Raw genomic sequence first — 13,670 nt, forward strand, 5'->3', positions numbered from 1 at the left:
TCGTCGCGTGGGCGGGGCAGCCTCGCTCGCCCGAGCGCGCGCGCATGGTCGGTCATGGACCGGACCCGTCCGCGATGCCGGTCATGGCCACCGGCGCGGCCCGCCGTGCAGTCCGCGGCAACCGCCGGTATGGTCTTTCAGCCTTGAGCGCATCGCATCCGATCAGCGTGCGGTGGTGCAGGCGCTGACGTCAGATGACCCCGCTGCGCCCCATTTCCAGGAACTTCTCGCGCCGGCGCGCGCGCAGCGTGGCGCCGTCGAGCTCCACCAGCGGCTCCAGCAGCTCCGAGATGCGTTCTCCCAGCGCCGCGATCGTGCCCTCGGCATCGCGATGCGCGCCGCCCAGCGGTTCGGGCACCACCGCATCCACCAGGTTCAGCTTCCGCAGGTCGTCGGCGGTCAGCTTCAGCGCCTCGGCCGCCGTCGCCGCCTGGGCCGAATCGCGCCACAGGATGGACGCGCAGCCCTCGGGGCTGATCACTGAATAGATTGCGTGTTCCAGCATCACGATCCGGTCGGCGGCGGCGAGCGCAATGGCGCCACCCGACCCGCCCTCCCCGATGATGGTCGCGATGAAGGGGACAGGCGCTTCCAGCCCCGCCTCGATCGACCGCGCGATGGCTTCCGCCTGGCCGCGCGCCTCGGCCTCGATGCCCGGAAAGGCGCCGGCGGTGTCGACGAAGGACAGGATCGGCAGGCCGAAGCGGCCGGCCAGTTCCATCAGGCGCCGCGCCTTGCGGTAGCCCTCGGGCCGCGCCATGCCGAAATTATGCTTCACGCGGCTGTCGGTGTCGTTGCCGCGCTCGGTGCCCAGCACCATCACCGCACGGCCGCGGAATCGGCCCATGCCGCCCACCACCGCCAGGTCGTCGGCATAGGCGCGGTCGCCAGCCAGCGGGGTGAAGTCCTCGATCAGCGCGGCGATGTAGTCGGTGGCGTGCGGCCGGTCGGGGTGGCGGGCGACCTGGGCCTTCTGCCACGGGCTGAGCTTGGCGTAGGTGGTGCGCAGCAGGGTCTGCGCCTTGTCGCGCAGCTTGCCCACCTCGTCGGCAACATCGATGCCGCCGGCGTCGGTGGTCCGGCGCAGCTCCTCGATCTTGCCTTCCAGCTCGGCGATCGGCTTCTCGAAGTCCAGGAAGTGTCGCATGGGGCCGGGGGGTTAGCGGAATTCTGGGCCGGGCGCGACCCCCCCGCGCGCCTCCGGCGAAACTGCCCCGCCCGCCAGCGGATGGTGCTGCTCCACCAAAGCCTTCAACCGCCCCTCCAGCACCTTGGTGTAGATCTGCGTGGTCGCGATGTCGGCATGGCCCAGCAGCACCTGCAGGCTCCGCAGGTCGGCCCCCCGCCCCAGCAGGTGCGAGGCGAAGGAATGCCGCAGCACATGCGGGCTGACCCGGCCCGGATCGAGGCCCGCCGCCAGCGCTGCCTCCTTCAGCAGCAGCCCCAGCGACTGCCGCGTCAGGTGCCCCGTCGCGGCGCGGGAGGGAAACAGCCAGCGCGCCGCCCGTGGCCCGGCGCGCTCCGCGGCCTCGGTGCGCGCCGCCAGGGCCAGGGCGCGCGCCCGGGCCGAGACCGGCACCAGCCGCTCCTTGCCGCCCTTGCCGCGCACCGCGACCAGGCCTTCCTCCGCCCGCAATGCGCCGGCGGGCAGGGCCACCAGCTCGCTCGCGCGCAGGCCGGAGCAATAGAGCAACTCCACCGCCGCGGCCGCGACCGGCCCGCGGCGGCCCGGCAGGCCGGCGGCCGCGGCGATCAGCGATTCGACCTCGGCCTCGCTCAGCGCCCGGGGCAGGCTGGCGGGCAGGCGCGGGCTTTCCAGCAATTCCGTGGGGTCGTCGGGGCGGATGCCCTCGCGTGCCAGGAAGCGGTGGAACTGGCGGATCGCGGACAGGCGGCGCGCCTGGGTGCGGGCGGCGAAGCCCGCGGCGGCCAGACTTTCCACCCAAGCGCGCAGCGTCTCGGCATCCGCGGCATGGACGGCCGCGCCGCGGGCGGCGGCGAAGGCAGCGAAATCCTGCAGGTCGGCGGTGTAGGCCGCCAGCGTGTTGCGCGCCGCGCCCCGCTCGGCGGCCAGCATCTCGAGGAAGGCTTCGACGTGATGCATGGTTCCGGCCCTCAGGCGCCGGGCGCGCGCATCCGCGCGCTTGGCTCGCGCGCGCTGCCCTGGCGCATCGGCGGCCGCTGACGGGCTGGGCGCGGTCGCGCCGTGCGCTCCCGGATCACGGCAGGGCCGAGATCCGCCCCACAGCGGCGTCGGCGGGTGGCATCGCCGCTCACCGCCCGGTGCTGAACCGTTCGTTCGGCAGCGGGCGTTCCACCGGCTGCGGCGGCACCGCGGGCGGGAAGGCGCCCAGCGCCAGCAGGCCGACCACCACGGCACCGAGCACCAACAGCAGGATCGTCAGGAACGGGCTGCGGGACATCGGGCGCGGCGTCTCCCACCAATGCGGCATGGACTGCGCCGGGGCAGCATCCGCTCCGCGGACTCGCTGCACTGCTGCGCAGATCGGACATAAGATGCTCTAGAATCGAGATTTTCCAGAACATGACAGCGATCGGACGATTTCATCCGATCCGATATTGCTCTAGCCTCCGCCCCCGTGTCGCGCAACTCCGCCCTCGATCTTCCTGACGAAGACCGCCTGAGCCCGTCCCTGGACCAAGCCCCGCCCCTGGCCGCGGCGCGCTCCGTCGTGCTGGTCGGCATGCCGGGCGCCGGCAAGACCGCGATCGGCCGCCGCCTGGCCGCGCGCCTGGGCCTGCCGTTCCGCGATGGCGACACCGAGATCGAATCGGCCGCCGGCATGCCCATAACCGAGATCTTCGCGCGCTACGGCGAACCGCATTTCCGCGACGGCGAGCGCCGCGTCATCACCCGCCTGCTGGCCGGCCCGCCGCTGGTGCTGGCGACCGGCGGCGGCGCCTTCGCCGATGCCGCGACGCGCGCCGCCGTGAAGGCCTCGGGCGCGGCGACCATCTGGCTGCGCTGCAACCTGGCCACGCTGCTGCGCCGCGTGGCGGGGCGCGAGCACCGCCCGATGTTCCTCAACGCCGACCCGGTCGAGGTGCTGACCCGCCTCATGGCCGCGCGCCACCCCCTGTACGCCGAGGCCGATGTGACCGTGACCTGTACCGACGAGAGCCCCGAGGCGACGACGCGCCGCGTGCAGGATGCGCTGGCCGCCGCCGTGGCGCCGCAGCGCCTGCCGGTCGGCCTCGGCGATCGTGGCTACGAGGTCCTGGTCGGCCCCGGGCTGCTGGCGCGCGCCGGCGGGCTGGTCGCGGCGCTGCTGCCCTCGCGCAAGGTGGTGCTTGTCACCGATTCGGCCGTTGGCCCGCTGCATGCGCCGGCATTGCGCGACGGGCTGGAGGCGGCGGGGCTGACGGTGCTCACCGAGATCGCCGTGCCGCCGGGCGAAGCCTCCAAGGATTTCGGCCGGCTGTCGGAGGTGCTGGAGCGGATGCTGGCGGCGGGGCTGGATCGCCGCACCGCGGTGGTGGCGCTGGGCGGCGGCGTGGTCGGCGACCTGGCCGGCTTCGCAGCCGCCATCGCCATGCGCGGCGTGCCCTTCGTGCAGGTGCCGACCACCCTGCTGGCGCAGGTGGACAGTTCCGTCGGCGGCAAGACCGGCGTGAACCTCAAGGCCGGCAAGAACCTGGCCGGCGCCTTCCACCAGCCGCGCATCGTGCTGGCCGATACCGACACGCTGGCAACCCTGCCGCCCCGCGAGCTGCGCGCCGGCTACGCGGAAGTGGCCAAGCACGGGCTGCTGCAGGGCGCGTTGTGGGACTGGTGCGAGGCGCATGGCGCCGCCGTGGTCGCCGGCGATGCCGCCGCGGCTACCCATGCGGTGGTCGAGTCCTGCCGCCTGAAGGCATCGGTCGTGGCCGCCGATGAACGCGAGGAATCGGCCGAGGGCGGGCGCGCGCTGCTCAACCTCGGCCACACCTTCGGCCATGCGCTGGAGGCCGAGGCCGGCTTCGACGGGTCCGTGCTGCACGGGGAAGCGGTGGCGGTCGGGCTCGGCCTGGCGGCGGCGCTGTCGGCGCGGCTCGGGCATTGCAGCCAGGAATGGCCGTCGCGCGTGATGGCACACCTGGCGGCATGCGGGCTGCCGGCACGCATCACGGACCTGCCACGGCACTTCACGGTCGATGCGCTGCTCGGGCGCATGGCCAAGGACAAGAAGAACCGCGACGGGACCATGCGCTTCGTGCTGATGCGCGGGGCAGGGGCGTGCTTCACCAGCGGCGATGTGCCGGTGGATGCGGTCGCCACGCTGCTGCGGGACGAAGGCGCGCAGTAGGCCGCCGGAAGGGCGCTGCCCTCCCGGACCCACCCGCCAGGTGGCAGTGCCACCTGGACCGCCGGGACTGGGCTCTGGTCAGCATGGGCGCACTGCGATAACCCAGATGGTGCACTGCACCCGGGACCGTCATGCCACTGTCCGAAGCCGCCGCGCGCGAGCCCATGCACCGCCGCCAGATCGACATGCACGGCTACCGCCGCGCCGACGGGCTGTTCGATATCGAGGCGCATCTCCTCGACACCAAATCCTACGGCTTCGACAACGAGGAACGCGGCTTCCTGCCCGCCGGCACGCCGCTGCACGGCATGTGGATCCGCCTGACGGTGGATGAGGACCTGCTGATCCACGCCTGCGAGGCAGCCTCCGACCACACGCCCTATGCCGTCTGCCCGCAGGCGGCGCCGAATTTCGCGCGGCTGGCCGGGCTGACGATCGGGCCAGGCTTCAACCGCGCGGTGAACGAACGGGTCGGCGGCACGATGGGCTGCACGCACCTGCGTGAGGTGCTGGCCCAGATGGCGACGGTCGCCTACCAGACGCTGTATCCGGTGCGCCGCGCGAAAGAACTGGTGCGCGAGGAAGCGACCGGCCAGCGCAAGCGCCCCGGCATCATCGGCACCTGCCACGCCTATCATCCCGACAGCCCGGTGGTGAAGCTGCGATGGCCGTGGCTGGACGAAGAAGCAAAGGCCGCCGAGTAGCGCCCCCCCTGGTTTCGGATCGCGCGCAGGCGCGATCCGGGAGCGCACGGCGCGACCGCGCCCAACCCATCAGCCCCCGCCAGCGCACCAGCGCACGGCGCGCAAGCCAAGCCGCCGCATGGCGGCGCCCGGCGCTTGAGGGCACACAAGAAGCGGATCGCGCGCAGGCGCGATCCGGGAGCGCACGGCGCGCAAGCCAAGCCGCCGCATGGCGGCGCCCGGCGCTTGAGGGCACACAAAAAGCGGATCGCGCGCAGGCGCGATCCGGGAGCGCACGGCGCGCAAGCCAAGCGGCCGGAGGCCGCGCCCGGCGCCTGAGGGCCTACAAAAAGTCGCGCAACAGCGCGACCAAGGGCACATCCGCCGGCGGCATCGCATAGTCCGCCAGCTTCTGCGGCCGCACCCAGGCCAAGGCCTGGCCTTCCAGCGGCGTGACGTTCCCCACCCAGCGCCGGCACAGGAACAGCGGCATCAGCAGGTGGAACGCCTCGTAGCCATGCGAAGCGAAGGCGAAGGGTGCCAGGCACGCCTCGGTCACGTCGATGCCGAGTTCTTCCTTCAATTCGCGGATCAGCGCGGCTTCCGGCGTCTCGCCCGGCTTCACCTTGCCGCCGGGAAATTCCCACAGGCCGGCCAGCGGCTTGCCCTCGGGCCGCCGGGCCAGCAGCACGCGGTTGTCGGGGTCGATCAGCCCGACGGCGGCGACCAGCAGGATCGGCTTGCCACCCGGCGCGGGTTCCACCGCCGGGGCCGCGGCAACGGGCGGCGGCGCCAGGTCGGCGCGCCCGGCCTCGAACAGGCGCACCGCCATCGCCCGCCCGCGCGACAGGAAATCCTGCGCGCCCGTGCCGGTCTCGCGGAAGCCGATGCGCGCCAGCACCGCGGCCGATCGCGCATTGTCGGTCAGCGCGGAGGCCGTGATGCGATCCAGGTCGAGATTGGCGAGCGCCCAGCGCGCCAGCCGCCCGGCGGCCTCCGGCGCAATCCCCTGCCCCCAGTGCCGCCGGCCGATCCAGTAGCCGAGCTCGGCCGAACGCGCCTCGCGGTCGCGCGTCAGGCCGCAGCAGCCGACCAGCACGTCGTCCTCGCGCCGCGCGATCGCCAGGTGATACGCCTCGCCTTCGGTGATGCGTTCGGCGGTCGAGGCGATCCAGTCATCCGCCAGGTCGCGCGAATAGGGGAAGGGCACGCGGGCGAGCGTCTTGGCCACCTCCCAGTCATTGACCAGGCGATGCAGTTCGGCGGCGTCCTCCGCGCGCAGCGGGCGCAGCAGGAAGCGCGCGGTCTCGAGCGGCGCGAAGGTCACGTCGGAGTCGGGCATGGGCACGCCAGGAACGGCGCGCGCGGTGCCGCCGTCAAGGCTTCCGCGCCACCAGCAGCACGAACATCGGCGGGGCGTTGCGCGGCAGCGGCACCAGCGCGGCGGCGATGCGCCCCAGCAGGAACGACACGGCGAGCGAGCCGTACCAGGACCGCCGCGCGGCGAACCACAGGCCGTCCGGGCGCGCCTTGAGCGGCGCCATCCGGCCCATCCAATGGATCAGCGGCTGGGCGGGCACCGGCGGCAGCGGGCGGGTTTCCTCAACCACCAGCCCCAGCCGGTCCGCCAAGGCCCGCATCGCCTGTTCGCTCCACCACGACAGGTGATGCGGCGGCGCGTTGAAGACGAAGTTCGGGATCGCCGTCATGGCCGAGGGCCAGGCCGGCGCGCCCAGCACCAGCAGGCCGCCCGGCTTCAGGCAGCGCAGCATGTCCGTGGCGAAGGCCAGCGGGTCCGCGACATGCTCGATGACCTGGAAAGCGACGGCGGCATCATAGGCGCCGGGATTCGCCGCGGCATGGTCGGCCAGGGGTTCGGCGCGGATGTCGGCGGCGCGGTCGGCATAGGCGCCGGGGTTGGGGTCGAGCCCGACATACCGCGCGCCAGGCACCAGCCGCGCGAAGGCGCCCGCCCCCGCGCCGACCTCCAGCACCGCATCGCCCGGGCGGATGCGCGCCGCCGCATGGGGGTATTCGGCGCGGTCGCGTCCCGCCGCGCGCACGCGGCCCCCGGCGTCGAGCCGCCGATACAGGGATTCGTAGAAAGCGCCATCGCCTTCGAAAGCCGGTGCGAAGAACACCAGGCCGCAGGGGCTGCGATAGACCCCGATGCGCGCGTCCGGCAGCGGCGTCGGTTCCACCTTGAAGGCGCGGCGCCACAGCCCGCGCAGCAAGGCGGGAGAGACCTCCTGCACCAGCGTCGCCGCTGCGCCCGTGATCGGGCAGATGCCCGGCGTCACGGGGCACCGCCGCGACGCGCGGCCGCGCTGCACGCGCGCGCCGTGACCCTCACGCCGCCGCGCCCGGATTGTGGCGGCGCAGCACGCGCACATCCTCGGGGCCGCGGACCTCGTATTCGATGTGCCGCCAGCGGATCACGCGCGTGCGCGCGCTGGTCCAGAACAGCGCCACCACGGCCGGCGCGGTGATGGGTGCCAGCGCGCCCAGCGCCACCTGCGCGGCGCGCGCGGGCAGCCCCTCGCGGATGCCGACGGCGCGCGTGACACGGTCGTGCAGCAGGGCGCGCGCCACGCCCACGGCCCCCACCGCCGCGACGAAGCCGAGCGCGACGCCATTGCCGCCCAGGCCCAGCAACGCGAGCGGCAGCACCAGCGCCTCGGCATGCAGCGCGACGCCCAGCCACACCCACAGCGACGGCACATAGACATGCACGATCTGCAATTGCCGTGTCTTGAAGGCGATCGCCTCGCGGTCGCCGCCCTCGGGCGGGGTGGGCAGCAGCACGGCGCGGCGCGTCAGCACGCGCAGGCCAAGCGCGCGCGCGCGCCGGCTGATCGCACCATCGGTCGAGAAGGTGCGCGACAGCGCCTCGGCCAGGTCCATCCGCGCCAGCGCATCGCGCGAGATCGCGACCGATCCGCCCCACACCAGACCCGAGGCCAGGAAGCGCGGCCCGAGCGCCAACGAGCGATCGAGCCAGGCCACCACGTGCCGCGCCGGTCCCGCGCCGTCCAGCGCATGCCAGCGATAGCCCGTCACCAAATCCGCCGCGCCGTTCAGCGCCGGGGTTGCCAGCCAGGACAGCCAATGATCCTGCGGCAGGATATCGGCATCGAGCAGCACCAGCGCGTCGTCATCCGCATCCACGCGCGCCAGCGCGGCGATCATGTTGGTCGCCTTCTGGCTGCGCGTGTCGTCCAGGCCGGCGACGACGACCTCGACCGGGAAGGGCAGCAGGTGTTGCAGTTCGCGCACCTGCGCCAGGGCGGGATCGGCCTCGGCCTCGACCGCCACCAGCATCCGCCGCGGGCGCAGCGTCTGGCGCGCCAGCGCGGCAAATAGCGGCGGCAGGCCATCGGTGCGGCCGGTCACGGCCAGCAGCAGAGTCACGCGGCCTGGCACTTCCACCGCCGGCGCCCGGAAGAACCGCAGGAACCACACGACCCCCGCCAGCCAGGCAAGGGTTGCGAGCAAGGCGACGATGCCGCAGGCCAGCGTCATGCGGCGCGACCCGCACGGGCCACATCCATCCCGCCCGCCGGGGCGCAAGCCGCATCGCGTGTGGTGATGACCCGTGCTCCCTGCTGAGCCGTTGCGCGGCACGATCCTGCGCGGTCGTCGGGCCGCCTTCCCGCGCGATGGGCGCCCGTTTGGTCTAGAGCAGATCCGCACCGGATGGAATCAGCCGATCGGCTGACGATGGCCGCGACGAGCCGCCGCCCGACGCGATGCCGCGAGCCGCGCCAGGGGCGGGCGGGTCCAGCGCCCCGCGCTGCCGGTCGCCGCGCGTCAAACCGGTGCCGCGGTTCGCGGCGCGGCCCGCCATGCCGGGCCGCGCGCTCCCGCCCGCCCGGCGGATCCTGCGGCCGCAATGTCGGCGCAGGTGGCGCCGATAGCGACACCGCGCGCACGACCGACCACATGCGTCGCGACGGCATGCCGCGTCCTGTCCCGCGCCGCTCGGCCCGCGCATCCACGGCACGCGGAGGAGAGTGCCATGGACGCCGGGAACCCCTAGGATGGTCCCTCGGGCGCGCCGGGACGATCGGCCGGTGCCTGCATCGCATCACGGCCAGGGGTCCATCGCATGAGCGCCGAGACGACGGAATTCCGGCCGCACAGCTCGCATTGGGGGGTCTTCACGGCGGCCCTGCGCGACAACGAACTGGTGGTGCGCCCGCATCCGGGGGACCCGGACCCCAACGAGATCCTGCAGAATTTCCCGGCCGCGCTGAGGCACCCCGCGCGGGTCACCCAGCCCATGGTGCGGCGCGGCTGGCTGGAGCGCGGCGCGGGCCCGGACCGCGCGCGCGGCCGGGACGACTTCGTCCCGATGTCCTGGGATGCCGTGCTGGACCTGCTGGGCGGGGAGCTGGCGCGCATCCGCGACACGCACGGGCCGGGCGCGGTCTTCGGCGGGTCCTACGGGTGGTCGAGCGCCGGCCGCTTCCACCACGCGCAATCGCAGGTCCACCGCTTCCTGAACTGCGCCTTCGGCGGCTATGTCGCCTCGGTGAATTCGTACAGCTCGGGCGCGGCCTCGGTGATCGTGCCGCATGTCCTCGGCAACTATGAATCGCTGACCAAGCACAACGTCACCTGGGACCAGGTGGCCCGGCACACCGAGGTGGTGCTGGCCTTCGGCGGCATGGCGCTGAAGAACGCCATGGTCGCCGGCGGCGGCATCAGCGAGCATGTCGAACGCCCGGCCATGCAGGCGGCCCGCGCGCGCGGCTGCGACTTCATCCTGGTCGGCCCGCTGCGCGGCGACCTGCCCGACGAAGCCGGCGCCGAGTGGGTCGCCAATATCCCCAACACCGACACCGCGCTGATGCTGGCGCTGGTGCACACGCTGGTGACGGAGGGGCTGCACGACCAGGCTTTCCTCGACCGCTTCACCGTCGGCTGGCCGGTCTTCGAACGCTACCTGCTGGGCGCGGCCGACGGCCAGCCGAAGGACGCAGACTGGGCGGCGCCGATCACCGGCGTCGCGGCCGAGCAGATCCGCGCCCTGGCGCGCCGCCTGCACGGCCGCCGCGTCCTGGTGACCGTGGCGCATGCGCTGCAGCGCGCAGAACATGGCGAGCAGCCGGTATGGATGGGCGCGGTGCTGGCGGCGGCGCTCGGCCAGATCGGCCTGCCGGGCGGCGGCTACGGCTATGCGCTCGGCGCCATCGGCTACTACGGCCGCCGCGGCAATGCGGTGCCGGGCCCGACCCTGTCACAGGGGCGCAACCGGCACGGCAACTACATCCCGGTGGCGCGCATCGCCGACATGCTGCTGAACCCCGGCGCGACGTATCGCTACAACGGCCAGACCCGCACCTATCCCGACATCCGGCTGGTCTATTGGGCGGGCGGCAATCCCTTCCACCACCACCAGGACCTCAATCGCCTGCGGGAGGCCTTCGCGCGCGTCGACACGCTGGTGGTCCACGAACTCGCCTGGACCGCGACGGCGCGCCACGCCGACATCGTCCTGCCCGCGACCATGACGCTCGAGCGCGAGGATATCGGCTACAGCTCGCATGATCCGCTGATGGTGGCGATGCACCGAATCGTGCCGCCGCATGGCGAGGCGCGGGACGACTACGACATCTTCGCCGCCCTCAGCCACCGCCTGGGCAGCGAGGACGCCTTCACCGAGGGCCGCACGACCCGCGAATGGCTGCGGCATCTGTATGAACGCACGCAGCAGGGGCTGCGCGACCAGGGCCTGCCGGCGCCCGACTTCGAGGCGTTCTGGACCGCCGGGACGCTCCGCCTGCCGCAGGGCCCGGATGATGGCGGCCCCTGGCGCGCCTTCCGCGAAGACCCGGACGAGAACCCCCTGCCGACGCCGAGCGGGCGCATCGAGATCTTCTCGGAGACCATCGCAGGCTTCAACGAACCGACCTGCCCCGGTCACCCGACCTGGCTGCCGCCGGAGGAAATCCCCGCCGGCGCCGCGCCGCTGCACCTGGTGGCCAACCAGCCGGCGACGCGGCTGCACAGCCAGCTCGATTTCGGCGGCCACAGCATCGCGTCGAAGCGGCGCGGCCGGGAGGTCGCCGCGATGCATCCGGCGGATGCGGCGGCGCGCGGCATCGGCGATGGCGACGTGATCCGGCTGTTCAACGACCGCGGCGCCTGCCTGGCCGCCGTGCGGCTGACCACGGACATCCGCCCCGGCGTGGTCCAGCTGGCCACGGGCGCGTGGTACGATCCGCAGGACCCGCGGGACGACAAGCCGCTCTGCGTGCACGGCAACCCGAACGTGCTGACGCGCGATGCCGGCACCTCGGCGCTGTCGCAGGGCTGCACCGGCCAGCTCACGGTGATCGAGGTGGAGCGCTTCGCCGGCAACCTGCCGCCGATCCGCGCCTTCGATCCGCCGCAGGGCGGCTGACGCGCGCCGGCGGATCGCCGCCGCGTCAGCGCGCCGCGCCGTTCGGGGGGCGGTCGGCCGAGGGCTCGCCCAGCGAGAGCATCAGCCGGTTCGCCCAGTTGAAGAAGGATGCGGCCTGGATGATGTCGCTGATCGCGAGGTCATCCATCCCCGCCGCGCGCAGCCGCGCGACATGCTCCGGCCCGAAGGTCATGGGAATGGCGGTCAGCGCGACCGAGGCCGCGACGATGGCATTCCACCTTTCGCCCAGATCGGCGCCGACGCCTTCCGCCAGCAGCCGGTCCACATCGGCCTCGCGCTTCGCATAGGTCGCGGCGAAGCGGGCATGGACGGAACAGCAGTAGATGCAGCCGTTGAAGCGCGACACCGCCGCGGCGGCCAGCTCGCGGTCCGCCCGCGGCGCGCCGGCCTGCGTGTTGTAGAAGATGTCCTTGTCGGTGCGCGTGCGGTGTTCGAGCGCATCCGGGTCGCGCGCCAGCAGGCGGAAGTACTCCGACCTCGCGCGCGCCGCGTCGATGAGCGCGGCCATGTGCTGCGCCGTCAGCGCGGACTCGGCGAGCGGTTCCACGAACGACACCCAGCCCATCTGCGCGCGGGTGAAGACGTTCGGAGCGGTGGCATCGGGCATGGTAGGGACCCTCAGGGCGTCGCGGCGAGCACGCCGAGGCCGGCGACGACGCGGATCTGGAAGGCCAGGAAGGAGACCAGCTGCGACAGCGACACGATGCTGTCGTCGGTCCACCCCGCAGCCTTCAGCGGCGGGAAGCGCGACGGCGCGGCATCGCGGGGATGCAGCACCAGGTAGTGCGCGTGGGCTAAGCCGGCGACGAGCTTCGGGCCGAGCGCCGCGGCAACCTCCGGCGACAGCGCGAAGACCGGGGCGGGCGTGTCCTCGATGCTGAGCGGGCCGGGCGGGTAGGCGCCGCTCGGCCCCTGCGCGAGGGTCTGCGCGACCGCCGCGGCAACCGCCCGCGCCAGGGCGGCGCCGCCATGCGTGGCCAACGCTTCGCTGTAGTGGGCGGCGGTGGGCGGCGCCTGGTGCAGCCCGGCGACATAGGCGGCGACCGCGAAGCGTTCGGCGATGCCGAAGTCGCCGGGCGTAGTGGGGGTCAGCAGGACCTCGTAGCTGCGCTGCGCGTGGGTGCGCGCGACCTTGCGGCCGTCGCGCAGCGCATCCATGCGCGATCCCGGCACGATCCCGACCAGCGTGTCGATCACATCCATCGGTGGTCCGTCCTTCGCTCGATCGTCGTGCCGGGCCGCGCGCGCCACCCGCGGCTATTCGGGGCGGATGTTGTGGGCGCGGACAACCTCTCCCCACTTCGCCTGGTCGGCCGCGATCTGCCGCAGGAAATCCTGCTGCGACCCGCCCAGCCGCTGCAACCCGTTCTCGACGAAGCGCCGCTGCACCTCGGGGGCCTGCAGGGCCTTGTTGATCTCCTCGTTCCAGCGCGCGGTCAGCGCGGCGGGCATCCGGCCCGGGGCGACCACGCCGAACCAGTTGTGGATGACGAACTGCTCCAGGCCCTGGCGCGAGATCACCGGCAGCTCGGGCAGCAGGGGCGAGGCCTCGGATGCGCCATAGGCGATGGCGCGCAGCCCGCCGCCGCGGATCTGGCCCATGTATTCCGGCATGTTGCCGAACATCACGTCGACCCGCCCCGCGACGATGTCGAGGATGGCCGGCGCGCCGCCGCGATAGGGCACCTGTTCGATCTGCGCGCCGGTCAGCGACATGAACAGCACGCAGGAAAGCTGCTGGCTGGAGCCCGGCCCGACCGTCGCGCAGCGCAGCGTGCGCGGGCGCTCGCGGCCGATCCGCGCGAGGTCCTGCCAGGTGCGGATCTCGCTGTTCGGGTTCGCCACCAGGATGTTGTAGACTGAGGCGACGTTGGCGATCGCCGTCAGGTCCGTGTCGACGTTGTAGGGCACCTGCTGCATCTGCGGCGTGATCGCCATGATGCCCATGGACGCCAGCAGGATCGTGTGGCCGTCCGGCGCGGCGCGCGCGACCTCCTGCGTGGCGATCACGCCGGCGGCGCCGGTGCGGTTCTCGACCACCACGCGCTGGCCGACCTGTTGCGAGAGCTGGTCGGCCAGGATGCGGCCGAGCAGGTCGGAGGTGCCGCCCGGCGGGAAGGCGTTCAGGAAGCGCACCTCCCGGCTCAGGAAGGGTTGCTGCGCCGTTGCGGGGACTGCCGCGCCGATGCCGGCGCAGGCCAGCGCCGCCAGGCCCAGGCGCCGCATGCGTGATATCGTCATGTCGTATCC

Annotated in this window: 12 protein-coding genes; 3 read left to right on the forward strand and 9 right to left on the reverse strand. The window is 73.1% G+C overall.

What is annotated here, in order from left to right:
- Positions 1-190: 190 nt before the first annotated feature.
- The 3 genes from LQ222_RS08980 to LQ222_RS08990 all read right to left on the reverse strand — a co-directional run bounded on the left by LQ222_RS08980 (position 191) and on the right by LQ222_RS08990 (position 2,423).
- The gene (locus LQ222_RS08980; protein ID WP_230165909.1) at positions 191-1,147 is read right to left on the reverse strand and encodes an acetyl-CoA carboxylase carboxyltransferase subunit alpha; all 957 of its coding nucleotides are present in this window, start codon (positions 1,145-1,147) and stop codon (positions 191-193) included.
- A gap of 12 nt (positions 1,148-1,159) precedes the next feature.
- Positions 1,160-2,104 carry a tyrosine recombinase gene (locus LQ222_RS08985; RefSeq protein ID WP_230165910.1) on the reverse strand — a complete coding sequence of 315 codons (945 nt, stop codon included), beginning with the start codon at positions 2,102-2,104 and terminating at the stop codon, positions 1,160-1,162.
- A 169-nt stretch (positions 2,105-2,273) separates the two neighbouring features.
- Positions 2,274-2,423, reverse strand: a complete 150-nt coding sequence (locus LQ222_RS08990; RefSeq protein ID WP_230165911.1) for a hypothetical protein — start codon at positions 2,421-2,423, stop codon at positions 2,274-2,276.
- A 177-nt stretch (positions 2,424-2,600) separates the two neighbouring features.
- Here LQ222_RS08990 and aroB point away from each other — a divergent pair, with 177 nt between their 5' ends.
- Together aroB and LQ222_RS09000 are read left to right on the forward strand one after the other, a co-directional pair.
- On the forward strand, positions 2,601-4,307 hold the full coding sequence (gene aroB, locus LQ222_RS08995) for a 3-dehydroquinate synthase (RefSeq protein ID WP_230165912.1): 1,707 nt from the start codon (positions 2,601-2,603) through the stop codon (positions 4,305-4,307).
- 131 nt (positions 4,308-4,438) lie between these two features.
- Positions 4,439-5,011, forward strand: a complete 573-nt coding sequence (locus LQ222_RS09000) for a DUF2889 domain-containing protein (RefSeq protein WP_230165913.1) — start codon at positions 4,439-4,441, stop codon at positions 5,009-5,011.
- Positions 5,012-5,333: 322 nt separating this feature from the next.
- Here the strand turns inward: LQ222_RS09000 and LQ222_RS09005 are convergent, their stop codons facing one another.
- From LQ222_RS09005 to LQ222_RS09015, 3 genes are read right to left on the reverse strand one after another with little or no spacing between them, the layout of a single operon-like run.
- Complete coding sequence (locus LQ222_RS09005) at positions 5,334-6,332, reverse strand: bifunctional GNAT family N-acetyltransferase/(deoxy)nucleoside triphosphate pyrophosphohydrolase (RefSeq protein WP_230165915.1); 999 nt, start codon at positions 6,330-6,332, stop codon at positions 5,334-5,336.
- A 34-nt stretch (positions 6,333-6,366) separates the two neighbouring features.
- Positions 6,367-7,290 (reverse strand): class I SAM-dependent methyltransferase, encoded by a 924-nt coding sequence (locus LQ222_RS09010; protein WP_230165917.1) that lies wholly within the window; start codon positions 7,288-7,290, stop codon positions 6,367-6,369.
- A 49-nt stretch (positions 7,291-7,339) separates the two neighbouring features.
- Positions 7,340-8,512, reverse strand: a complete 1,173-nt coding sequence (locus tag LQ222_RS09015; protein WP_230165918.1) for a glycosyltransferase — start codon at positions 8,510-8,512, stop codon at positions 7,340-7,342.
- A 586-nt stretch (positions 8,513-9,098) separates the two neighbouring features.
- Here LQ222_RS09015 and LQ222_RS09020 point away from each other — a divergent pair.
- Positions 9,099-11,399, forward strand: coding sequence for a molybdopterin guanine dinucleotide-containing S/N-oxide reductase (locus tag LQ222_RS09020; protein ID WP_230165920.1), 2,301 nt, complete (start codon positions 9,099-9,101; stop codon positions 11,397-11,399).
- Between the two features lie 25 nt (positions 11,400-11,424).
- Here LQ222_RS09020 and LQ222_RS09025 read toward each other — a convergent pair whose 3' ends face one another.
- The 3 genes from LQ222_RS09025 to LQ222_RS09035 are packed head-to-tail and all read right to left on the reverse strand — an operon-like array spanning position 11,425 to position 13,661.
- Positions 11,425-12,027 (reverse strand): alkylhydroperoxidase domain protein, encoded by a 603-nt coding sequence (locus LQ222_RS09025; RefSeq protein ID WP_230165922.1) that lies wholly within the window; start codon positions 12,025-12,027, stop codon positions 11,425-11,427.
- Between the two features lie 11 nt (positions 12,028-12,038).
- Entirely contained in the window at positions 12,039-12,623 is a 585-nt protein-coding gene (locus LQ222_RS09030; protein ID WP_230165924.1) for a CMD domain protein, read from the reverse strand.
- 54 nt (positions 12,624-12,677) lie between these two features.
- Positions 12,678-13,661 carry a tripartite tricarboxylate transporter substrate binding protein gene (locus tag LQ222_RS09035; RefSeq protein WP_230165925.1) on the reverse strand — a complete coding sequence of 328 codons (984 nt, stop codon included), beginning with the start codon at positions 13,659-13,661 and terminating at the stop codon, positions 12,678-12,680.
- Between the last annotated feature and the right edge of the window lie 9 nt (positions 13,662-13,670).

The organism is Roseomonas sp. CECT 9278, assembly GCF_918698155.1.
GTDB lineage: Bacteria > Pseudomonadota > Alphaproteobacteria > Acetobacterales > Acetobacteraceae > Neoroseomonas.